This window comes from Frankia sp. Allo2 (assembly GCF_000733325.1).
Lineage (GTDB): Bacteria > Actinomycetota > Actinomycetes > Frankiales > Frankiaceae > Frankia > Frankia casuarinae.
Map to the genome: position 1 here is coordinate 93,146 of NZ_JPHT01000002.1, position 21,117 is coordinate 114,262.

18 protein-coding genes are annotated in these 21,117 nt (G+C 71.1%); 14 read left to right on the plus strand and 4 right to left on the minus strand.

The window, feature by feature from the left end; genetic code table 11:
* A partial coding sequence (locus ALLO2_RS26865; protein WP_232234847.1) for a hypothetical protein occupies positions 1-212 on the minus strand: 212 nt, incomplete at its 3' end.
* Between ALLO2_RS26865 and proC the strand changes: the two genes are divergently transcribed.
* The 5 genes from proC to ALLO2_RS02685 all read left to right on the plus strand — a co-directional run bounded on the left by proC (position 211) and on the right by ALLO2_RS02685 (position 4,940).
* Positions 211-1,008 (plus strand): pyrroline-5-carboxylate reductase, encoded by a 798-nt coding sequence (gene proC / locus ALLO2_RS02670; protein WP_023839823.1) that lies wholly within the window; start codon positions 211-213, stop codon positions 1,006-1,008. The genes ALLO2_RS26865 and proC overlap by 2 nt on opposite strands.
* A 96-nt stretch (positions 1,009-1,104) precedes the next feature.
* Positions 1,105-1,203: a 30S ribosomal protein bS22 gene (locus ALLO2_RS23875; RefSeq protein WP_003948845.1), complete on the plus strand. Its 99-nt coding sequence runs from the start codon at positions 1,105-1,107 to the stop codon at positions 1,201-1,203.
* A 294-nt stretch (positions 1,204-1,497) separates the two neighbouring features.
* A complete protein-coding gene (locus ALLO2_RS02675) occupies positions 1,498-2,367 on the plus strand; it encodes an S-adenosyl-l-methionine hydroxide adenosyltransferase family protein (protein ID WP_023839822.1) in 870 nt (289 codons plus the stop codon).
* Positions 2,368-2,694: 327 nt separating this feature from the next.
* Positions 2,695-3,735, plus strand: coding sequence for an NAD-dependent epimerase/dehydratase family protein (locus ALLO2_RS02680; RefSeq protein ID WP_023839821.1), 1,041 nt, complete (start codon positions 2,695-2,697; stop codon positions 3,733-3,735).
* 95 nt (positions 3,736-3,830) lie between these two features.
* Positions 3,831-4,940, plus strand: a complete 1,110-nt coding sequence (locus ALLO2_RS02685) for a lysophospholipid acyltransferase family protein (protein ID WP_035729500.1) — start codon at positions 3,831-3,833, stop codon at positions 4,938-4,940.
* Between the two features lie 25 nt (positions 4,941-4,965).
* Here ALLO2_RS02685 and ALLO2_RS02690 read toward each other — a convergent pair whose 3' ends face one another.
* A complete protein-coding gene (locus ALLO2_RS02690; RefSeq protein WP_011434943.1) occupies positions 4,966-5,853 on the minus strand; it encodes an HAD family phosphatase in 888 nt (295 codons plus the stop codon).
* Between the two features lie 256 nt (positions 5,854-6,109).
* Entirely contained in the window at positions 6,110-6,826 is a 717-nt protein-coding gene (locus ALLO2_RS02695; RefSeq protein ID WP_011434944.1) for a sigma-70 family RNA polymerase sigma factor, read from the minus strand.
* 262 nt (positions 6,827-7,088) lie between these two features.
* On the opposite strand from ALLO2_RS02695, the gene ALLO2_RS02700 reads away from it, so the two are divergent.
* The 9 genes from ALLO2_RS02700 (at position 7,089) to ALLO2_RS02735 (ending at position 17,701) form a co-directional block, all read left to right on the plus strand.
* Positions 7,089-7,400 carry a glutaredoxin family protein gene (locus ALLO2_RS02700; protein WP_011434945.1) on the plus strand — a complete coding sequence of 104 codons (312 nt, stop codon included), beginning with the start codon at positions 7,089-7,091 and terminating at the stop codon, positions 7,398-7,400.
* 185 nt (positions 7,401-7,585) lie between these two features.
* Positions 7,586-8,728, plus strand: a complete 1,143-nt coding sequence (locus tag ALLO2_RS23880) for a redox-sensing transcriptional repressor Rex (RefSeq protein ID WP_011434946.1) — start codon at positions 7,586-7,588, stop codon at positions 8,726-8,728.
* Positions 8,725-10,146 (plus strand): glutamyl-tRNA reductase, encoded by a 1,422-nt coding sequence (locus tag ALLO2_RS02710; protein ID WP_011434947.1) that lies wholly within the window; start codon positions 8,725-8,727, stop codon positions 10,144-10,146. Before ALLO2_RS23880 ends, ALLO2_RS02710 begins: the two co-directional genes overlap by 4 nt.
* Positions 10,143-11,330 (plus strand): hydroxymethylbilane synthase, encoded by a 1,188-nt coding sequence (hemC, locus tag ALLO2_RS02715; RefSeq protein ID WP_011434948.1) that lies wholly within the window; start codon positions 10,143-10,145, stop codon positions 11,328-11,330. The genes ALLO2_RS02710 and hemC overlap by 4 nt, the downstream gene beginning before the upstream one ends.
* A gap of 2 nt (positions 11,331-11,332) precedes the next feature.
* A complete protein-coding gene (locus ALLO2_RS02720; RefSeq protein ID WP_011434949.1) occupies positions 11,333-13,156 on the plus strand; it encodes a uroporphyrinogen-III synthase in 1,824 nt (607 codons plus the stop codon).
* Positions 13,153-14,181, plus strand: coding sequence for a porphobilinogen synthase (gene hemB, locus ALLO2_RS02725; protein WP_023839819.1), 1,029 nt, complete (start codon positions 13,153-13,155; stop codon positions 14,179-14,181). The genes ALLO2_RS02720 and hemB overlap by 4 nt, the downstream gene beginning before the upstream one ends.
* Positions 14,182-14,193: 12 nt before the next feature.
* Complete coding sequence (locus tag ALLO2_RS25340) at positions 14,194-14,382, plus strand: hypothetical protein (protein ID WP_139168573.1); 189 nt, start codon at positions 14,194-14,196, stop codon at positions 14,380-14,382.
* Between the two features lie 428 nt (positions 14,383-14,810).
* A complete protein-coding gene (locus tag ALLO2_RS02730; protein WP_011434951.1) occupies positions 14,811-15,035 on the plus strand; it encodes a heavy-metal-associated domain-containing protein in 225 nt (74 codons plus the stop codon).
* Between the two features lie 113 nt (positions 15,036-15,148).
* A complete protein-coding gene (locus ALLO2_RS02735; RefSeq protein ID WP_035729502.1) occupies positions 15,149-17,701 on the plus strand; it encodes a cation-translocating P-type ATPase in 2,553 nt (850 codons plus the stop codon).
* A gap of 48 nt (positions 17,702-17,749) precedes the next feature.
* On the opposite strand, the gene ALLO2_RS02740 is transcribed toward ALLO2_RS02735, so the two are convergent.
* Positions 17,750-19,279 (minus strand): methionine--tRNA ligase, encoded by a 1,530-nt coding sequence (locus ALLO2_RS02740; RefSeq protein ID WP_035729676.1) that lies wholly within the window; start codon positions 19,277-19,279, stop codon positions 17,750-17,752.
* Positions 19,280-21,117: the final 1,838 nt, after the last annotated feature.

The window sequence follows — 21,117 nt, forward strand, 5'->3', positions numbered from 1 at the left end:
GTCACGAGCCCTGGACGGGTCACGAGCCCGGCCACTGGGGTGGCCACGAACGCCGGCTCGAGTACGACGGGCGACATGGAGTTGATCGCCAGTCGGGCTACGGCTGGTAGCCCGCGCACGACGGCGGGCCGGGATCCGCGTTCCGCTGGCTGCCCGAGGGCGCCGTAACCTCCAGGCCGGGGTAGAAGCGGGTGGAAGGGAAGGATGGTCATGATCGTTGCGGTCATGGGGGCGGGACGGCTCGGCGGGGCGATGCTGTCGGGGCTGCTGCGGTCCGGGCATGCCGCTCAGGACATCGTCGTGGCCGAACGTGATGCCGACCGGGCTGGTGAGATCGTGGCGCGTCACGGCGTCGAGGTGCAGGCGCCGACGGTGGCCGCAGCCAAGGCGGATGTTCTGATCATCGGGGTGAAGCCCCAGGACGTCGGGACCCTGCTGGCCGAGATCGGGTCGGTGGTCGCGAACGGGACGCTCGTGGTGTCGTTGGCGGCGGGCATCACCACTGATCTTCTCGAGGAGCGGCTACCTTCGCTTCCCCCGGTGGTCCGGGTGATGACGAACACCCCGCTGCTCGTCGGGGAGGCGATGTCGGCGATCTGCGGGGGCCGCTACGCCGAGGAGAAGCACCTCGCCACGGCAGAAGCCCTGCTGACGCCGGTCGGCCGGGTGACGCGGGTGGCAGAGTCCCAGCTCGACGCGGTGACGGCCCTGTCCGGCAGCGGACCGGCGTACTTCTTCTATCTTGTCGATGCGATGATCGAGGCGGGTGTGCTCCTTGGGCTGCCCCGCACCCTGGCCGCGGAACTCATGACCCAGACCGCCCTGGGCTCGGCGCGGATGCTGCGCGAGAGCGGTGAGCATCCGGCGCTGTTGCGGGAGGCCGTCACCTCTCCGGCCGGGACCACGATCGCGGCACTGCGGGAGCTGGACCGTCGCGGTGTGCGCGCGGCGCTCATGGACGCCCTGGAGGCGGCGAGCAGTCGGTCGCGGGAACTCGGCCGTAGTTGAGGGCACCCGGGTACCGGAGCACCCGGGCTCCGATGGTTGCCCGCCGTGGCGGGTAGGCTCGCCCGGTAACTTCCTCAACATAGATCGGTCGGGNACGTGGGNTCTGTCATCAAGAAGCGTCGTAAGCGGATGGCCAAGAAGAAGCACCGCAAGTTGCTGAAGCGGACGCGCGTTCAGCGCCGCAACAAGAAGTAGGCCGCTGCCAGGAAGTCAGGCCGCTGCCAGGAAGTCAGGCCGCTGCCAGGAAGTAGGTAGCGCACTAGGACGCGGGTCGCCCACCGGGGGGTGGGGCGTACCCGGGAGTCCGGTCGTACCTGGAGACAGTCGGCCGATCCGCGGTCCCCGGCGTCCGGTGTCCACCCCGCACGTCGCGAGTTCGTACCGCCATGCCGTCTCGTATCATGTGGCTTTGCGTGCTGTAACTGTCACCGTGTGACAGGCTGTTTCCCTCGGGTGGCAGCGTGGCCGGCCCGCAGCCAGGGAGACGGCATGACGGGATCGTGGATCAATTTCCTGTCCGACTACGGCGTCGACGATGCCTCTGTAGGGGTGTGTCACGGGGTTATCGCGCGGCACGCCCCGTCGGCGCGCGTCCTCGACGTCTGCCACGCCATCGCGCCGCAGGACGTCGGGCATGCGGCCGTCACCCTGGTCGGCGCGATCGGTTATCTTCCGATGGGGGTTCATCTCGTCGTCGTGGAGCGGCTCGATGCCGACGGTTACACCCGCGGCGCGGCGATCCGGAGCACGGACGGCTCGACCTTCGTCTGCCCGGACAACGGCGTGGCGTCGCTGGCCTGGGATGCGCTCGGTGGCGTCGCCGCGGTGCACGAGATCTCCAACCGGGAGCTGTGGCTGCCGCTGCCCACCGCGGTGTTCCGGGGACGGGACGTCTATGCGCCGGTCGCGGCCCGGCTTGCGGCCGGACTCGCCCTCACCGACGTCGGCCCCCGGCTCGACCCCGACGCGCTCACGCGTTTCCAGCCGCGGGCGTGCAGCGTCGACGACGACCATGTGCACGGCGAGGTCGTGTCCGTCGACCACTTCGGCAATCTCTCGCTCAACATGACCCGGGCCGAGCTGGAGGCCGCCGGTATTCTGTTGGGAGATCTGGTCGAGGTCCGCGCCGGCAACCGCGTCATGCGGCTCACGTTCACGCATACCTACGGCGATGCGCCCCGCGGTGGAGTCACCTTGTGTGAGGACGCGTTGCGTCGAGTGATGATCGCAGTAAATTGTGGGCGAGCGGCCGACCTGCTGCGGCTGCGGCGCCAGGACGCGGTCGTCGTGGCGCAGCTGCCGAGGAGCCCGTCACCGGGACGCTCCATCCTGGATTTTCCGCTGCCGGCCCAGCGGTGATGCCGGCATCACCGCTGGGCCGGCAGCGTCGGCAGCGGCACCGGGCCTGGCCGGCGTCGATCCTCGTCCGGCTCGGACGGGTTGTTTTTCCCCTACTTTCCGTATTCGATGTGCGCGGCTGGCCTTACGCTGTGCAATGAGCGGTCGAGGGACGGGCGTACGATGAGCCCACGATCGGACCGCGTGAACCTTTCTCGGCCGGACATCGCGGCCCCCGGTCCCGGGGAACGGTGGCGCGCTCCGGTCGGCCTGGTTCGGGCTGCCCGGTCGCCCGGCCATCCGGTCCGGGTGCCGGGCTGGACCATGCGGGCGTTGCGGGAGACTGCCATGAGACCACGCCGTGTGTTGGTGACCGGTGTAGCGCGGCCGTTGGGGGCGCAGGTGGCGATGGCGCTCGCGGCTGACCCGGGGGTCGAGGCCGTCGTCGGGGTCGATACCACTGCTCCCACCAGCGACCTCGGGCGGACCCAGTTCGTGCGCGCGGACATCCGGCATCCGTTGATCGCAAAGGTGATCTCCACCACGGAGATCGATACGGTGCTGCATCTGAACGTGATCGCCACGCCGCTCGGTGCGGGTGGACGGGCCGCGATGAAGGAAATCAACGTCATCGGCACGATGCAGCTGCTGGCCGCGTGCCAGAAGGCGCCCAGTGTCACCAAGCTGGTCGTGAAGTCCACGACGTCGATCTACGGGTCGTCCGCTCGCGACCCCGCGCTGTTTACAGAGGACACTGAGCCGCGCGCCCTGCCCGCCGGTGGCTATGCCAAGGACGCCGTCGAGGTCGAGGGTTACGTGCGTGGATTCAGCCGGCGACGTCCCGACATCGCGGTAACCGTGCTGCGGTTCACCAACATCCTCGGTCCGCAGATCGACAGCCCGCTCGCGCGCTATCTGGACCTTCCGCTGGTTCCCACGGTCCTCGGCTTCGACCCCCGCATCCAGCTGCTGCACTCCGATGACGCGTTGGCCGTGCTGATGCGCGCGACCCGCCGCGCCCACCCGGGGACGTTCAACGTGGCCGGGGACGGTGTGCTCCTGCTTTCGCAGGCGATCCGCCGAGCGGGTCGGCCGTCCACGCCGGTGCCGTTCCCCGCGATCGGGGTGTTGGGCGGGATCGCCCGGCGGCTGCGGCTCGTCGACTTCTCCGCTGAGCAGCTTGACTTCCTCGCGCACGGCCGGGCCGTGGACACGACCCGGCTGAAGGAGATCTTCGGTTACCGGCCCCGGTACTCGACGATGGAGACCTTCGACAGTTTCGTCCGCCAGCGCGGGCTCCGGTTCACCATCGACCACGATCTGATCTCCCGAGCCGAGCACAGGATGCTCGATTCGCTGGCCCGACGCCGGCTGGTGGGAACAGGGTGATGGAGGGCGGTTGCGGCCCGCCGGGTGCGGGATCGGATAGGGGGGAGGCGGAACACGTGATAAAAGGTGACGAATCCCGGGGTGAAGCGCAGATCATGCCTTGGAAATCCGCCGCAGCCGATTCGGCTTCGCGTGACCCGGCTTCGCGTGACCCGGCTTTTCTCGACGAGGTTTCCCCCGACGAGGTCTTCCTTGGTCCAGCCGCCGCGTCCCCTCGCTCCTCGCTCAACGGTGCCGAGGCGACGCTGACCGAAAGCCGGTCGGCGGNGGGTGGGCCGTCCGNCCCGGCGACGGGTCCCACCGCCGCTGCCGGGCCCGATGGCGCTGCCAGGACGGACGGTGCGCCACCGCCGACGGCCGAACCCGGTGATCTGGAGACGGCCCTCGCGGGAGCGCTGGCCTTCCTGCGGCGGCGCATCACCGGCGACTACGTCGTCGACGAGCACGGGTTTGACCCGGACCTCACCGAACACGTCGTCGCTCCGCTGCTGCGGCCGATCTACCGGGACTACTTCCGGGTCGAGACCCGGGGGCTGGAGAACATCCCGGACACGGGTGGCGCTCTGGTGGTGGCCAATCACTCGGGCACCCTGCCAATGGACGCGCTGATGATGGCCGTGGCCATCCTCGATCATCATCCGGCCCATCGCCACCTGCGCATGCTCGCCGCCGACCTGGTGTTCGCGGTGCCGTTCCTGGCCCCGCTGGCTCGTAAGATCGGCAACACTCTGGCGTGTCAGGCTGACGCGGAACACCTGCTGAACACCGGGCACCTTGTCGGGGTCTGGCCGGAGGGCTTCAAGGGCGTCGGCAAGCCGTTCAGCGAGCGGTACAAGTTGCAGCGGTTCGGGCGCGGTGGATTCGTCTCGGCCGCGTTGCGGACGGGTGTGCCGATCATTCCGTGCACGATCGTCGGAGCCGAAGAAATCTATCCTATGATCGGTAACGCGAAGTCGCTCGCTCGCCTGTTCGGGCTGCCCTACCTGCCGGTTACACCGACCTTCCCGTGGTTCGGTCTGCTGGGGCTCATCCCGCTTCCGTCCAAATGGATCATCGAGTTCGGGGAGCCGGTCCCAACGAAGACGTACACCGCTGAGGCGGCGGACGACCCGATGCTGGTGTTCGAGCTCACCGACCGCATCCGGGAGACCATCCAGCATACGCTGTACAGCCTGCTGATGCAGCGCCGCTCGGTGTTCTTCTAGGTTCTTTCCCGGCGCCGAAGGTGCTCTAGGCGCCCGCGGCCCGGCGCCGCAACGCCATGCCGGCGGCGACCCCGCCGGCGAGCGCGCCCACCCCGGCTGCCGTCGGAATGCCGATCTTGGCTGCCTTGCGGGCCGTGCGAAAGTCCTTGATCGGCCATTCGCGTTCCCGGGCCACGGTCTTCAGGTCCGGATCCGGGTTGATCGCGACCGGGTGGCCCACCAGGGAGAGCATGGGCAGATCGTTGATCGAGTCCGAGTAGGCCCAGCACCGCGACAGGTCCAGGCCCTCCCGCTCGGCGAGCGCCTGCACGGCCTCGGCCTTCGCCTGGCCGTGCAGCAGGCCGCCGACCAGGTGGCCGGTGTAGGTGCCCTCGGCGGAGACCTCACTGACCGTGCCGAGGGCGCCGGTGAGGTTCAGCCGCCGGGCGATGACCGAGGCGAGCTCGACCGGGGTGGCCGTGACCAGCCACACTCGCTGGCCCGCGTCAAGGTGCTGCTGGGCGAGCGCGTGCGTACCCGAGTAGATCTGCTCGGCCATCCGTTCGTCGTAGATCTCCTCGCCGTAACGGACGATCTCGGCCACCGTGCGCCCGGCGACGAAGGCAAGCGCGGTCTCCCGAGCATCCCGGATGCCGCTCGGGTCCTCGAGCCCACGCAGCCGGTAGGTGATGTGCTGCCAGCCGAACCGGATCAGGTCACGCGAGTTGAAGAAGTCCCGGGCGGCCAGGCCGCGGGCGAAGTAGAAGATCGAGGCGCCCGCCATCATGGTGTTGTCCACGTCGAAGAACGCGGCCGCCGACTCGTCCAGCGGAGCCCGCGGAACCTCCTCGGCCGCGACCTTCAAGGCGGCGATCGCGGCGGCCTCGGCGGCCTGCCTCGTCGTGGCCAGGTCCCTGCGTCGTCGCACCCTCATCGTCAACTCCATGCTGTCCGGGGCGGAGCAAGGGCTCGGCTCGGGAAGTGACCGGGGCCGCCACCCACCCCTTGTCGCCACCTCCGCGCGCCGCGATCCACGCCATGGTTCGCCGGCACGCCGTCAGAGTACGGTGCGGCACGACTTCGCGGCGGCCGCCGCTCGAACGTGACGGCGGGAAAGTGCCGGTGGAACAACGACCGGGCCGGGGNTGCGACGTGATCTGGGATATCGCTCACGGCGAGGGGCCCGGAGGTCAGGCCGTGCCTGCTGCGGGAAGGGCGCGGGCAAGTGTCCGAATTGCTCTGAACTGCAAGGATTTGACCGCCCCTTCGTTGCGGCCCATGGCCAGCGCGGTCTCGCGGACCGACAGCCCTTCGAGGAACCGGAGCGCGACGCACTCCTGCTGGTCCGGGCGCAGTTCGCGGACGGCGTCGAGCAGCTCGCGGCGGGTCAGCACGGCCAGGATCGACTCTTCGGGGCTCGGCGCCGTCAGCGCCGTGGCTCGGTGCTCGGCCGCGGCGAGGATGTCCGCCGTCGGGATCTCGAACCGGCGCCGCGCCGAGCGGGCCTGATCGACCAGCAGGTTGCGGGCGATGGTGATGAACCAGGCACCGATGTCCCGTCCCTGCCACTGGAACGTGCCGATGGAGCGGAAGGCACGCAGGAAGGTCTCGCTGACGATGTCCTCGGCGGCCACCGGATCCCCGCCCAGCCGGTACAGCGCGTACCGGAACACGAGGTTGGCGTACCGGTCGTAGAGCAGCCCGAAGGCGTTGACGTCACCTCGCCGGGCCCGGGCGACGAGCGCCGTCCGGTCGTCGTCGGCCGGATCGCCCTGAGGGTCCCCGACTCGCTCGCGGTCCTCCCGGGCGCCCACCGGGGACATCGCGTCCTGCCGGCGGAGGGGGCCGCGGCGCGGGGCGGCGAGGTCGACGAGGTCGACGAGGTCGGCGAGCGTGCATTCGGTCACAGCCCGGGCTCCGGAGGATGCGGTCGCGGCAAGGTGGGCCGGAAGGCCCGGCGCACATGGTTCCGTTAGTAGCTGAGTGTAGCCGGAGGAGGGAGCGCGGGAAGTCGGAGATCGTCCGGGCGCAGGCAGAGGGCGTCTTCCGGCGAGGTCCGGACCGGACCGCACGCCGGGGCCGGGGCCGGGCCCCTGAACGGACCTCGGTCCCACCGAGCGGTTCGGAAAGCCACTCGGCGGCGACGGGGATCGCGCCTACCATCGGGGAATGGACGACGGGTTGGAACAGGCGGATTCCGGCCGCGACGGTGTGCGTATCACACTGCTCACCCGGACGGGATGTCATCTGTGCGACACCGCGCGGGCGGCGGTCGTCCGGGTCGCCGAGCAGGAGCAGGTCGGGTGGCGGGAGGCCGATGTCGACGCCGATCCCCAGCTTGCCGACGCCTACGGCGACCGGGTGCCGGTCATCCTGCTCGACGGCCGGGAACACGGTTACTGGCGGGTGGAGGAGGACCGGCTGCGGCGGGCGCTCGCCGGCGGCCGGTGGGCGCTGCGCCCTGCCAAGGGTGGTCGCTGATCAGGGGGCCGGCTCTCCTCGGCACTTCGTGAATCCCTTCACGAAGTCGTACACTGCCCGAGGACAGCCGACTTGTGGCGCCGACTACCGCACGCCGGGACTACCGCACGCTGGGTGTCGGCGGGGCCACGGATTCGGGCCCATAGCTCCGGGCGTAACCGCGCGCCTAGAGATCGGAGCCGCGGATGAGTCAGCCACGGCGTCGCCCGGCGGTGATCCGGCGACGTACACGTAGTGACACGGCTTCCAGGCGTTCCTCCGACGTTCCGGAGGCGACGGTCGCGCGGCTTCCGCTCTACCTCCGGGTGCTGACGACATTGGCGGAAAGCGGGGTTTATACTGTGTCTTCGGACACGCTCGCGGCCGCCGCCGGAGTCACTCCGGCCAAGGTTCGCAAGGATCTGTCCCATCTCGGTTCCTACGGCACGCGGGGCGTCGGCTACGAGGTGGATGTCCTGCTCGACTGCATCGCCGCGAAACTGGGCCTCACCGAGGACAGAGCGGTTGTGCTGGTGGGAGTCGGCAACCTCGGCCACGCCCTGGCGGGTTACGGCGGCTTTTATGCCAGGGGCTTTCGGATCGTGGCCCTGGTCGACGCGGATCCCGAGCGAGTCGGCGAGCGGGTCGGTGAGGTTGTCGTCAGTCCCGTCGGCGATCTCGAACAGGTGATCGTCCAGGGTCAGGTCACGATCGGGATGATCTGCACGCCGGCAGCCGCGGCGCAGGGGGTGTGTGATCGTCTGGTCGCTGCCGGGGTCACCAGCATCCTCAACTTCGCCCCCACGGTGCTTTCGGTACCCGACGGTGTGGACGTGCGTAAAGTCGACCTTGCCGTGGAACTGCAGATCCTCTCGTTCCATGAAGCACGTAAACGTCCGTCGCCGGCACGGGACACATCACCGAGACGGGGCGCGAGATCCACACCGGGCGCCGGCTCCGGGCGTGACGCCGTGCCGCCGCGCCGGGCGCGCCCGGCGCGGCGGGCGCCCTCGGCACGCGAGGCGCTGCCAGGCGGCGACGAGGTCCTCGCCGCGCTCGGGGCGGCGGGCCTGGACGGGGTGACGAGCGCGGACGGGACGGAGCCCTCCGCGGGCAGGCTGGAGACCGATACGGATGAGGTCGTGCGGGTGACTCGGCAAGTAGGCATGACTCGTCCGGCGGGGGCAGCTCGTCCGGCCGGGATGGCTCGGGACGATCGGCCGACCCGGGATGATCGGGAGGGGGAACCGGGCGCGGTGCGCCTGGAGCACACCCCGGAGCCTGGATCGCCGGCGCGCGGGACGCTGCCGGCCGCGGGAGCGCTGATGGCCGGAGGTGAGGCGTCGTGAGCCTCCTGGTGGTCGGGCTCAACCACCAGACCGCGCCCACGTCGTTGCTCGAACGCACCTCGGTCTCGGCCGAGGACATCCCGAAGGTCCTGCACGATCTGGCCGAGGGCACCCACGTCAGCGAGGCTGTGGTGCTCTCGACGTGCAACCGCATCGAGATCTATGCCGAGGTTGAGACCTTCCACGGCGGGGTCGCCGACATCTCCGACCAGCTCAGCCGGATCTGTGGGATCGACCTCGGTGATCTTGCCGGCCACCTGTACGTCCACCACGAGGCGCGGGCCATCGGGCACCTGTTCTCGGTGGTGTGCGGCTTGGACTCCATGCTTGTCGGGGAGAGCCAGATCCTCGGTCAGGTACGCACGGCCTTCCGGGCCGGTCAGGCCGCCGGGGTGGCGGGCAGCGCGCTGTCCGGCCTGTTCCAGGCCGCGCTGCGGGTCGGCAAGCGGGCCCACTCCGAGACGTCCATCGATGCCGCCGGCGCCTCCATTGTCTCGGTGGGTGTCCGGCTGGCCGCTTCCGGCCTGGGCCTCCACAGCGAGGTTCCGGCCGTGCCGGTGGCGCCGCCGGGCGGGCGGGCGCTGGACGGGGGAGGAGTCGCGGCCGAGGGGCCGCGACACGCCGTGACGCCCGAACCCCCGCCGTTGGCCGGGACCCGGGTGCTGCTCATCGGTGCCGGCGCGGTGGGATCGCTGGCCGCGCAGACCGTCCGGCGAGCTGGCGCCGGGGAGGTTGTGATCGCGAACAGGACCGCCGCCCGGGCGGCCCGCGTCGCCGAGGCCCACGAGGCCCGGGTCGTCGGTCTCACCGACCTGGCCCACGAGATCACCATGGCGGACCTGGTGATCTCCTCGACCGGCGCGAGCGGTCTCGTTGTCGAGCACGAGCTGGTTGCCGCGGCCCTGCCCGGCCGGGCAGGGCGCCCGCTGGTCTTCCTCGATCTGGCCCTGCCGCACGATATCGACCCGGGGGTGCGCGAGCTGCCCGGGGTGAGTCTGATCGACCTGGACGCACTGCGCATCGCGCTGGACGGCGCCCAGGTGACGCACGACGTGGAGGCGGTCCGCGCGCTGGTCGCCGCCGAGGTCGCGAGCTTCCTCGACCGCCGGCGGGCGGGCCGGGTGGCGCCGACCGTCGTCGCGCTGCGGGCCCACGCCGCCGCCGTGGTGCGTAGCGAGCTCGCCCGGTTGCACACCCGCCTGCCCGACCTCGACGATCGGGAGTGGAGCCTGGTGGAGGGCTCGGTCCGGCGCGTCGTCGACAAGCTGCTGCACGCCCCGACCGTGCGGGTACAGGAGCTGGCCGGGGCGCCCGGTGGGGACGCCTACGCCGAGGCCCTGCGGGAACTGTTCGATCTGCCGCGTGAGGTGCCCGCCGTGGTGTCCGCGCCTGACCTTGATCTGCTGGAGCGTTCGTGACGGGGATCGACCCGACGAGTACCGACCCGACGAGTACCGATCCGACGAGCATCGGCGCCACGGGTACCGGCGCCACGGGTACCGGCGCCGACCTGCTGGCCCGTTTCGCCGGCCGCCGGCTGCGGCTGGGAACACGGCGCTCGGCGCTGGCGCTGGCCCAGTCCGGGACGGTCGCTGCCACCCTGCGGGCGCGGGTGGGCTGCGCCGTCGAGCTGGTGCCGATCGTCACGGCGGGGGACCGCTCGTCCGGGGAGATCAGCCAGATCGGCGGGACCGGCGTCTTCGTCAGCGCGCTGCGCGACGCCCTGCTGTCCGGCGAGATCGACCTGGCGGTCCACTCGTTGAAGGACCTTCCGACGGCCACCCCACCCGGTCTGGTGCTCGCCGCGGTCCCGCCGCGGGCGGACCCCCGGGACGTGCTGGTCGCCCCGAGCGGGCGGCGCCTGGCCGAGCTCAGGGCCGGCGCCCGGATCGCGACCGGATCCCCACGTCGCGCCGCGCAGCTGCGTGCTCTCGGCCTCGGGCTGGAGGTCGTCACGATCCGCGGCAATGTCGACACCCGGTTGAAGAAGGCCATCGACGGTGAGGTGGACGCGGTCGTCCTCGCGCACGCCGGGCTGGCGCGGCTCGACCGGCTCGATGCCGTCACCGAGATCCTCGAACCCACGGTGATGCTGCCCGCGCCCGGCCAGGGAGCCCTGGCGATCGAGTGCACGGGCGGTGCCGGGCTCGTCGTGGCCGGTCCGGCGCGCGCTCTGGTGCCCGCCGGGCCGGGTTCAGGTCCCGCTGTGGGACAAACCGGTGGCGAAACGTGGTCAGATGGCGGCCAGCCCGTCGATACGGGCCTCGCCGAGCTGCTACGGTTTGTGCTCGATGACGCATCGTCGTCCGTCGCGGTCAGAGCGGAACGCGCGTTCCTCGCCGGCATCGAAGCTGGTTGTACTGCCCCGGTCGGCGCCTTGGCCGAGCTTCTTCCGGAGCTGGCCGAAGGAGCCGCGGCGGAGGCCGGCGGTGCGCCTCCCGCGGGTCGTCTGTGCCTGCGGGCGGTCGTCGCCGCGCCGGACGGAAGCGATGTCCTCCGGCGTGACGTCACCGGATCCGCCGTCGACCCGGAGGCGCTCGGGCAGCGCCTCGCGGACGACATGCTGTCCGCCGGAGCACACTCGCTGATGGGAACCCGCTGAGCATGGCCACCCGACGAACGAAGAAGCCCGTCTCCCCGGTCGCCCTGGTGGGTGCCGGACCGCGTGACCCCGGACTGCTCACCGTCCTCGCGGTCGAGACCCTGGCCGCCGCCGACCTGGTGGTTGCCGATCCCGAGGTGGCGCCGGCGGTGGTGGAGAACCTCACCGCCGAAGTGCTGCGCATCGGCGACCTCGAGGCGCCGAAGCCGGTCCGTGACGCGGAGGCGGCGACCGCCGCGGTGGTGAGCAGGGCCCGTGCCGGTGACAAGGTGGTCCGGCTCTACGCCTCCGATCCGTGGCTGACCCGCATCGGCGCCGCGGACGCCCAGGCGCTCGCGAAGGCCAAGATCCCCTATCGGGTGGTGCCCGGCATCCTCACCGGCGCCGCGGTCGCGACCTACGCCGGGGTCGCCCCGGGCGCGCCGGTCACCTTCGCCAGTACCTCCGGGGTCTTCTCGTCGTCGGGCACCGTGCCGGCGTCCTCGCCGTTCGGCGGGAGCGAGCCGGTGGGTCCGCTCACCGGTCCTCCGTTCGGGGCCTCGCGGCTGGGCGGACGGCCGATCGCCGGTCTCGGGGGCGGGCTCGGCGGTGGCCTGGGAACCGGCGGGTTCGGCTCGCCGCTGGGCCTCGGTGCCGCGGGCGGCTTCGGCGGGTTCGGTGCGCCGATCTCCTCCCCCGGTGACCTGGACTGGGGTGCCCTCGCCCAGACCCCGGGCACCCTCGTGGTCACGGCGGCACCGACGGAGGTCGGCAAGGTCGCGGCGGCGCTCGTCGAGCACGGGCGGCCCGGTGACACCCCGATCGCGGTGACCGTGGACGGCACCACCACCGACCAGCGCACCGTCACCTCGACGCTCGACCGGGTCGAGGCGGACACGGCACCGCTGTTGACCGCGGCCCCCACCCCGATCACCCAGGTCGTGCTGTCCATCGGCCCGGTGGTCGCGACCCGCGGCAAGCTCTCCTGGTGGGAGACCCGGGCGCTGTTCGGTTGGACGGTGCTGGTCCCGCGGACCAAGGAACAGGCGGCGATCCTGTCCGACCTGCTGCGTTCGCACGGCGCAAGCCCGCTGGAGGTGCCGACGATCGCCGTCGAGCCCCCGCGGACCGCCGCCCCGATGGAGCGCGCGATCACCGGTCTGGTCTCTGGGCGCTACCAGTGGGTGGCCTTCACCTCGGTCAACGCGGTCAAGGCGGTGCAGGAGAAGGTCGAGGAACGCAGCCTCGACGCCCGCGCGTTCGCGGGGGTCAAGGTTGCGGCGATCGGCGAGGCGACGGCCGACGCGCTGCGTACCTTCGGTATCCGGCCCGATCTCGTCCCGTCCGGGCAGCAGTCCAGCGAGGGGCTGCTGGCGGACTGGCCGGACTTCGACGACACCCTCGACCTGCTCGACCGGGTGCTGCTGCCGCGTGCCGACATCGCCACCGAGACCCTGGTCGCCGGCCTGAAGGAACGCGGCTGGCAGGTCGATGACGTGACGGCCTACCGCACCGTGCGTGCCGCTCCGCCGCCCGCATCCATCCGGGAGGCGCTGAAGGGCGGCCGGGTCGACGCGGTCGTCTTCACCTCATCCTCGACCGTGCGCAACCTGGTCGGCATCGCCGGCAAGCCCCACGAGACGACGGTGATCGCCGTGATCGGTCCGGCGACGGCCGCCACTGCCCAGGAGCTCGGGCTGCGCGTCGACGTGCAGGCTCCGGAGGCGTCCATCCCCGCCCTTGTCGGGGCGCTGGCGGAGTTCGCTGCCGAACACCGGGAGGAGCTCGGGAAGATCGGGCCGCTCGCTGCGCGGTTGCCGAAGCCACGGCGAGGCTCGCGGCGGTGAGGGCGCAGGCCCGGGGGAACGGGGCCGGGGCCGGGGCCGGCTATCCGACGGCACGTCCCCGCCGGCTGCGCCGCTCGTCCGCGCTGCGCCGGCTGGTCTCGAACGTGCGGTTGCACCCGTCCGACCTGGTGCTGCCGATGTTCGTCAAGGAGGGCGTGGCCGATCCCGTTCCACTGGCCTCGATGCCTGGTGTCGTCCAGCACACCCGCTCCTCGCTGCGGGGGGCGGCCGTCGAGGCCGCCGAGGCCGGCGTGGGCGGGCTCATCCTGTTTGGTGTGCCCGCGGAGAAGGACGCCCGGGGCTCGGCCGCCGACGACCCGGACGGCATCGTCCAGCTCGCGCTCGCCGATCTTGCCTCCGAGGTCGGTGGCGACGTCGTCCTGATGACGGACCTGTGCCTGGACGAGTACACCGACCACGGGCACTGCGGTCTGCTCACCGACTCCGGGGAGGTCGACAACGACGCCACCCTGGCGCGCTACGGCGCGATCGCCGTGGCGCAGGCCCGTGCGGGTGCCGAGGTCGTCGCGCCGAGCGGGATGATGGACGGCCAGGTCGGCGCGATCCGGGCCGCGCTGGACGCGGAGGGCTTCGTCGACCTGCCGATCATCGCCTACTCGGCTAAGTATGCTTCGGCGTTCTACGGGCCGTTTCGCGAGGCCGCCGAGTGCGCCCCGCAGTTCGGGGACCGGACCGGTTACCAGCAGGATCCGGCTCGCTCGGCCGAGGAGGCCCGGCGCGAGGTCGCGCTCGACCTCGCCGAGGGCGCGGACGCGGTGATGGTGAAACCGGCGCTGGCCTACCTGGACGTGCTGCGGGCGGTGGCCGACACGGTGGACGTACCGGTGGCGGCCTACCAGGTGTCGGGCGAGTACGCGATGGTGGAGGCCGCCGCGGCGGCCGGGTGGATCGACCGGGACCGGGCGATCGACGAGACGCTGACCGCGATCTCCCGGGCCGGGGCGGACATCATCCTGACCTACTGGGCCACCGAGGTTGCCCGCCGCTTGGCCGCCGCCCGCTGACTGTCCCCCTCGGTGACGATTCCTGTCCGCCGGCAGCTTTCTGGACAGGTATCCGGGCGGGAGGCCGCGCTCAACGGAGCGGGCCGCGCCGGGAGCGGGCCGCGCCGGGAGCGGGCCGCGCCGGGAGCGGGCCGCGCCGGACCGGTGGGTGACCACCGCGAGGCGGCGCCCCGACGTGCCGGGTCGTGGGTGCCCGGCTGATGTGCCGGTCGTCCGTCCGCGCAGGATCTGATGGACTCTGGACCATCCGGCCGTATTGCGATGCGCTGATGTGATGCGCTCCCGTCGCCCAGCTGGCCGCCCATCCGGTCACAGTCCCGTGCGCCTGCTCTCCACGATGGTGCCGGAAGCTCGACATGTGCGGAAAGTGTTCGGCATGTTGCCCGAAGTAGGCCGGCGGGTTGGCCAAGGTGGGGCTGTGCGTCGCGGCCTTCCTGTGTCGGCGTGGGTGGGATCTCCCCCGTGATGATCGACCATTGGTTCGGAAGATACCCCCACCGGGTACCGGTACACCATACGGGGGGAGGGTATGTTCGGGAGGTGGGACGGGCGCCGGTGGGCCGGTGGGTCGGGCAGATCCATTGGGGCNGGGGCGGCTTACAAGAGGAGACGAGGAGACGGGAACGGCCATGACGACAACCGCCTACACGACCACCTACACGGTGGCCGGGATGACCTGCCAGCACTGCGTCCGATCCGTGACCGAGGAGCTCGCGCGGCTGCCGACCGTGTCGGACGTCGCCGTGGACCTGGCCGAGGGTCGGGTCACCCTCGTCAGCGATGGCGTCGTCGAGGACGGCGCCGTCCGGGAGGCCGTTGCGGAGGCCGGATACGAGCTTGTCGGGCGGGCGTAGCGCTTCGGTGGTGCCAACGGTGCCGGTGGTCGGCGGGTGTGTCCGCTCCCACCGCCCGTGACCGGCGGTACCTTCCGGTCCGCCGTCAGGAATCCGCCGTAAGGGGAGAGCTGATGACCACTCTCGACGTCGGAAGGGGTCACCCCGCGCGGATCGAGCTCGCGATCGGCGGGATGACCTGCTCGTCGTGTGCCGCGCGGGNGGAACGCAAACTCAACAAGCTGGACGGCGTCACCGCTTCGGTGAACTACGCCACCGAGAAGGCCACCGTGACCCTCACGGACACGGAGGCCCCCGCGGTCCGTCTCGACGATCTGATCCGCGTGGTCCAGGCCGCGGGCTACTCCGCGGCCCCGGCCGCCGGACGCGCGGCTGACACCAGGGCCGAGACGGCGGCCTACACCGGGGCCGAGACGGCAGCCGATGCCGAGGCTGACACCGAGGTCGTAGCCGGCACCGCGGCCGAGCAGGTGGCGGGTGCGGCGGATGCCAAGGACGGCGGCGCGCAGGACGGCGGCGGCACGCAGGACGACGCACCCGGCGCGGCGCTGCGGGCGCTGCGCGTCCGGCTGGCGGTCTCGGCGGCGCTCGCCATGCCGGTGATCGTACTGGCCATGGTGCCCGCCTGGCAGTTCGACTACTGGCAGTGGGTCTCGCTGGCCCTGGCGACGCCGGTCGTGCTCTGGGGAGGCTGGCCGTTCCATCGGGCCGCGGCCCGGGGCGCCCGGCACGGTGTCGCGACGATGGACACCCTGGTCTCCCTCGGAACGCTGGCCGCCTTCGTCTGGTCGCTGTACGCCCTGTTCCTGGGCGGAGCGGGCGAGCCGAGGATGCGGCACTCGTTCTCGTTCACCGGCGGATTCCCGGGCCCGGAAGCCTCGGCCGGCGAGATCGTCCACTCGGGGAGTGGTCACGGCACCGGCGGGAGTGCCCACGGCGGCGCGGGCACGGCCCTCTACCTGGAGGNCGCCGCCGGGGNGACGGNGTTCCTGCTCGCCGGCCGATTCCTGGAGTCACGTGCCCGCCGGCGTTCCGGCGCGGCCCTGCGGGCGCTGCTCCACCTCGGGGCGAAGGACGTCACCGTGCTGCGCGTCCGGCCGGCGGACGGCGCGCGGGGGACTGGCCCGCGGCGGGTCGAGGAGCGGATCCCGGTCGAGGCGCTGCGGATCGGGGACGAGTTCGTCGTCCGTCCGGGCGAGAAGATCGCCACCGACGGCGTCGTGCTTGATGGGCTGTCGGCGGTGGACGCGAGCATGGTCACCGGCGAGTCGGTGCCCGTCGAGGCCGGCCCGGGTGACGCGGTTGTCGGGGCGACGGTGAACGTCGGCGGGCGGCTCGTGGTCCGGGCCACCCGGGTCGGTGCCGACACGCAGCTGGCGCGCATCGCCCGGCTCGTGACGGAGGCCCAGAGTGGCAAGGCCCGCGTCCAGCGCCTCGCCGACCGGGTCTCGGCGGTGTTCGTTCCGGTGGNGATCATTTTCGCACTCGTCACCCTCGGGGTCTGGCTGGCTCTCGGGCAGCCGGCGACCGACGCCTTCACCGCGGCCGTCGCCGTGTTGATCATCGCCTGCCCCTGCGCGCTGGGCCTGGCCACGCCGACGGCGCTGCTGGTCGGGACGGGACGCGGTGCGCAGGTGGGCATCCTTATCCGCGGCCCGGAGGTGCTGGAGTCGACGCGGCGGGTCCAGACCGTCCTACTCGACAAGACCGGCACGGTGACCAGCGGGCGGATGCAGGTTGTCGCGGTGCTGCCGGCTCCCGGCGAGGACGCCGCCGAGGTGCTCCGGCTCGCCGCGGCGGTGGAGGACGCGAGCGAGCACCCCATCGCCCGGGCGATCGCCGACGCGGCCAGGGAGCACGCGGTGGCCGCTGGTGCGGCTGGGGAGCACGCGGTGGCCGTCGGTGTGCTGCCGCCGGTCGCGGACTTCGCGAACACCGCGGGCCTCGGCGTGCGCGGCACCGTCGAGGGGCATGCGGTGCTCGTCGGGCGGCCCCAGGTGTTCGTGGAACTCCCGGACGCGCTCGCCGCCGAGCTGGACCGGGAACGGGCCGCCGGGCATACCGCCGTCGTGGTCGGCTGGGACGGCCGTCCCCGTGGACTGATCAGTGTCGCCGACACGGTGAAGCCCACCGCGGCCGCGGCCGTCGCCGATCTGCGTCGGCTCGGGCTGCACCCGGTCCTGCTGACCGGGGACGCCGAGGCGGTCGCCCGGTCCGTCGCCGCCGAGGTCGGCATCGCGGACGAGGATGTCATCGCCGAGGTCCTGCCCGAGGAGAAGGTCGCGGCGGTCCGTCGCTTGCAGGCGCAGGGCCGGGTCGTGGCCATGGTGGGCGACGGGGTGAACGACGCCGCCGCGCTCGCCCAGGCCGATCTGGGCCTGGCGATGGGCGGCGGCACCGACGCGGCGATCGAGGCGTCGGATCTGACGCTTGTCAACGCGGATCCCCGCCTGGTGGCGGATGCTATCCGACTGTCGCGCGCCACCCTGCGCACGATCAAGGGCAATCTGTTCTGGGCGTTCGCCTACAACGTGGCCGGGCTACCGCTTGCCGCGACCGGTCTGCTCAACCCAATGATCGCGGGGGCGGCGATGGCGTTCAGCTCCGTCTTCGTCGTCACGAACAGTCTGCGGCTGCGGCGTTTCACCGCACTGCGGCCGGCCTGAGCGGGTCCGGCCTGAGCGGGTCCGGCCGGAGCGGTTCCACGGCGTCGGTCAGGTCGTGGCCGGTTCGGCCGGCGGGGCCTCCAGGCGCGGGAACACCGGGCTGGGACCCGCGACCCGCGACCCGCCGTCGCCGCACTGCGCGGCGATGCGCGGTGCCGAGTCAGGCAGGAAGGGCGCGAGGTGCTCCGCCAGCTCCCGGCACGTGGCGACCAGTTCGGCGAGGACTGCGTCGAGGGCGTCGCGCGACGCTCCCTCCTTGCGCTCCGCCTTCGCGAGCTCCCAGGGCCGGGCAGCCTCCACGTAGCGGTTACCCTCGTCGCCGATCCTCGTGATGACCTCGGCCGCCCGGCGGAAGTCGAAGGCGGCGAAGGCGTCGTCGATCGTCCGGGGGGTCTCGTCGCGCACTGCCCGCAGCTTGGCGGCCGCGGGATTGTNGAGGGCGAGTGGGGGAATGAGCCCGTCCCGGTACCGCTTCACCATCGACACGGTCCGGTTGACCAGGTTGCCGATGTTGTTGGCGAGGTCTTCGTTCGCGCGGGTCACGAGCCGTTCGGTCGTGTAGTCGGTGTCGCCGGCTCGGGCGACGTCGCGCAGCATCCACCACCGCAGCGCGTCGGTGTTGAAGGCGGCGACGATGTCGGCGGGATCCTCGGCGTTGCCAGCCGACTTGCTGATCTTCATGCTGTCGGCGGTGAGATACTCGTGCACGAAGATGGTGTCGGGCAGGCGCACCCCNGCCGAGAGCAGCATCGCCGGCCAGTAGACGGCGTGAAAGCGGATGATGCCCTTGCCGATGACGTGCACTCGCCTGTCGGCGTCGTTCCACCAGTACTGGAAGCTGTCGTCGTCGTTGCCGTACCCGGGGGCGGTGATGTAGTTCCCGAGCGCGTCGAACCACACGTAGATGACCTGCTCGGGGTCGCCGGGGACCGGAATACCCCAGCCGCGGGCCCGGCTCATGCTCCGCGACGCGCTGAAGTCCTCCAGACCGGCCTCGATGAAGGACAGCACCTCCCGCTTGCGGGCGGCGGGCTCGATGCGCAGCCGGTCGGTGGAGATGAGCGCGTGGAGCTGGTCCTGATAGCGGCCCAACCGGAAGAACCAGTTGCTCTCCTCCACCAGGTCGGGAACGGTCCCGTGTTCCGGACAGCGGCCGTCCACCAGCTCGTCGGGCTGGTAGAACAGCTCGCATCCCACGCAATACAGACCGGCGTAGGTCTTGCGGTAGAAGTCCCCGCGGTCGGCGCAGGCCGACCACAGCTTCTCGACTCCCGGCCGATGACGGGGGTCCGTGCTCGTCTTGATGAAATCGTCGAACGAGAGGCCCAACGGACCGCGAAGGCCCACGAACCCGGTGGCGACCCGCTCGACGTACTCGGCGGGTGTAATCCCCTCGGCCTCGGCCGCCTGGACGTTCTTCAGGGCGTTGTCGTCGGTGCCGGTCTGGAACCGGACCTCGTGGCCGCGCTGACGAAGATGACGTGCGTACGCATCGGTCTCGATCAGTTCGAGAGCGTGACCTACGTGCGGCTTGCCGTTGACGTACGGAATCGCCGTCGTCACGAAGTAGCGGCCCATCTGGTGTGAGTCCTTCCGCCCCGGTAGCAGCCTCACCGACGAGGCTCCGTCAGGGCCTCATCGGTCAGTCTGTCAAGACGCGCGGAAGAGGCCGGACGGCATGTGCATCATCATCTGGCTGGCCGGCGTCTCGGCCGTGGCATGTGTCCTCGACACAGGGTGAATCCTACGCGACCTCGCGCCCGGTAGCCTCCCGGGGAGTGTGGCCCGATCCGCATGATTCGGATCATGGTTTCCGACTGAGGTCGCCATAGACGCTGACCACCGCGTTCATGCCCATGCGGGCCATCGCGGCCGGCGCTGCCGGCNCCCCCCGCCGGTCGGCCAAGCGTCGGCGTCGGTCGGCGCCGGGCTGCTTCCGCCGATCGTGACAACGATCGTCGGCGGAGGTACTTCGTAACCGTCGCCGTTCGCCAGACTAATCCGGGTCTCGACAACGATCCGCGGGATGTGGCGTTGATGTACTTTGTCCATCGAATTTTGGCTCCCGTCTTCAGGGTTTTCTAAGAATCACAGAAAGGCTTCATGAAAAACACACGAGAATCACATGTGATCTGCCGCCAAATGCTTCCGGCCATCTCTGGCGCGAACACGCCGGGCGCAATCCAGCCAGGCGCCGGTGCGTACGGCTAGTCTTCCCATCGCAAGTAGTCGATCGATATTTTTGATGACGGGAGAATCATGACAAGATCCCTGAAGAGGAAAGCGGTGGTCGCCTCCCTGTCCGCCGTGTCGGCAGTCTGTGTGACGGTGGGACCGGCGGCTTCAAGCGCCTGGGCCGACGACCGCGTTCCCGTGCGGAGTGTCAACCATTGGCACGCCACGGACGGCTGGAAGCGGAACGACTGGAACGGCTGGAACAAGGGCGGTCGGGGCATCGGGCGGCAGGACCAGGGCCGCGAGGACGAGCGACGCCACGACGACAGCCGCCAGAGCGGCGGTAGCCAGGACCAGTGGCGCCGGGACCATGGTCGTCAGGGCCGGGACCAGCTACAACGGGACCAGGGCCAACGGGACTGGGGTCGCCAGCCGGGTGGAATAGTTCGATAGAAAGGGCCGACGGGTGATCGGCCCGGCGCCTTTCCGCCGGCCGGTCGTGCGGGTGCCGGGACTAGCGGTAGCCGACACCCGCATCCGTCAGCTTTCTGTTGACGTCGGAGGGCGTGCCCCCGGTCGCCAGCCGGGTACGGGCTGGCCTCCCTCAGGCGTTCAGCCAGTTACGCCGGTCTCGTGGCGCGGGACGTCGGTCCGCCGGCGTCGGGCACCGCCGTGGGGCCGTTTCCGCCCGTGTCCGCCGGGCCGGTCTGCGGCGGCCCGTCCCCGGTCTGCGCTGGCCCGTCGTGCGAGTCGGCGGAGGCGGGACGGATCGACCACGGCACCTCACAGAACAGGCGGGGGAATTCGGCAAATAAACGCTAACCGCACTATCCGATTCTGCCAAGCGCGTGCATTCTGCCGACCACTCCCGCTCGTGACCATGATTAGATAGGATGCCAGTAATGGCATGACTCTTGGCCTACTCTTGGCCTACTCTTGGCCTACCCGGGTACGTGCCAGATGCTCGCTGAGCTGCACCGATGCGCCGCCTCAGACGTACCCAATTAGCGGGTACGCCGATGGGGGTCCGTTGGGGTGGTCGGGTACGNGTATGACGGTCTAGGGATCTGTAGGGATCGCGGACAGATGGCCACTCACCGTGATGGTTGGCCAGTAGATGGCCGCTGGCCGTGGTAGTTGGCCAATCTGCGGGAGACGTCGGGTGATGCCGGTCCGGAGCGATTCTGCCGCCGTCGCGGGTGCGGAAGGTCGGCGCGAGATCGTCGGCTCTCCGGCTGAAT

Excerpts from the sequence above, each read along its gene's own strand:
- ALLO2_RS02720 (WP_011434949.1), top strand. The coding sequence starts at position 11,333 with ATGGCCACCCGACGAACGAAGAAGCCCGTCTCCCCGGTCGCCCTGGTG.
- proC (WP_023839823.1), top strand. The coding sequence starts at position 211 with ATGATCGTTGCGGTCATGGGGGCGGGACGGCTCGGCGGGGCGATGCTG.
- ALLO2_RS02700 (WP_011434945.1), top strand. The coding sequence starts at position 7,089 with ATGGACGACGGGTTGGAACAGGCGGATTCCGGCCGCGACGGTGTGCGT.
- ALLO2_RS23880 (WP_011434946.1), top strand. The coding sequence starts at position 7,586 with ATGAGTCAGCCACGGCGTCGCCCGGCGGTGATCCGGCGACGTACACGT.
- ALLO2_RS02680 (WP_023839821.1), top strand. The coding sequence starts at position 2,695 with ATGAGACCACGCCGTGTGTTGGTGACCGGTGTAGCGCGGCCGTTGGGG.
- ALLO2_RS02690 (WP_011434943.1), bottom strand. The coding sequence starts at position 5,853 with ATGAGGGTGCGACGACGCAGGGACCTGGCCACGACGAGGCAGGCCGCC.
- ALLO2_RS02730 (WP_011434951.1), top strand. The coding sequence starts at position 14,811 with ATGACGACAACCGCCTACACGACCACCTACACGGTGGCCGGGATGACC.
- ALLO2_RS02675 (WP_023839822.1), top strand. The coding sequence starts at position 1,498 with ATGACGGGATCGTGGATCAATTTCCTGTCCGACTACGGCGTCGACGAT.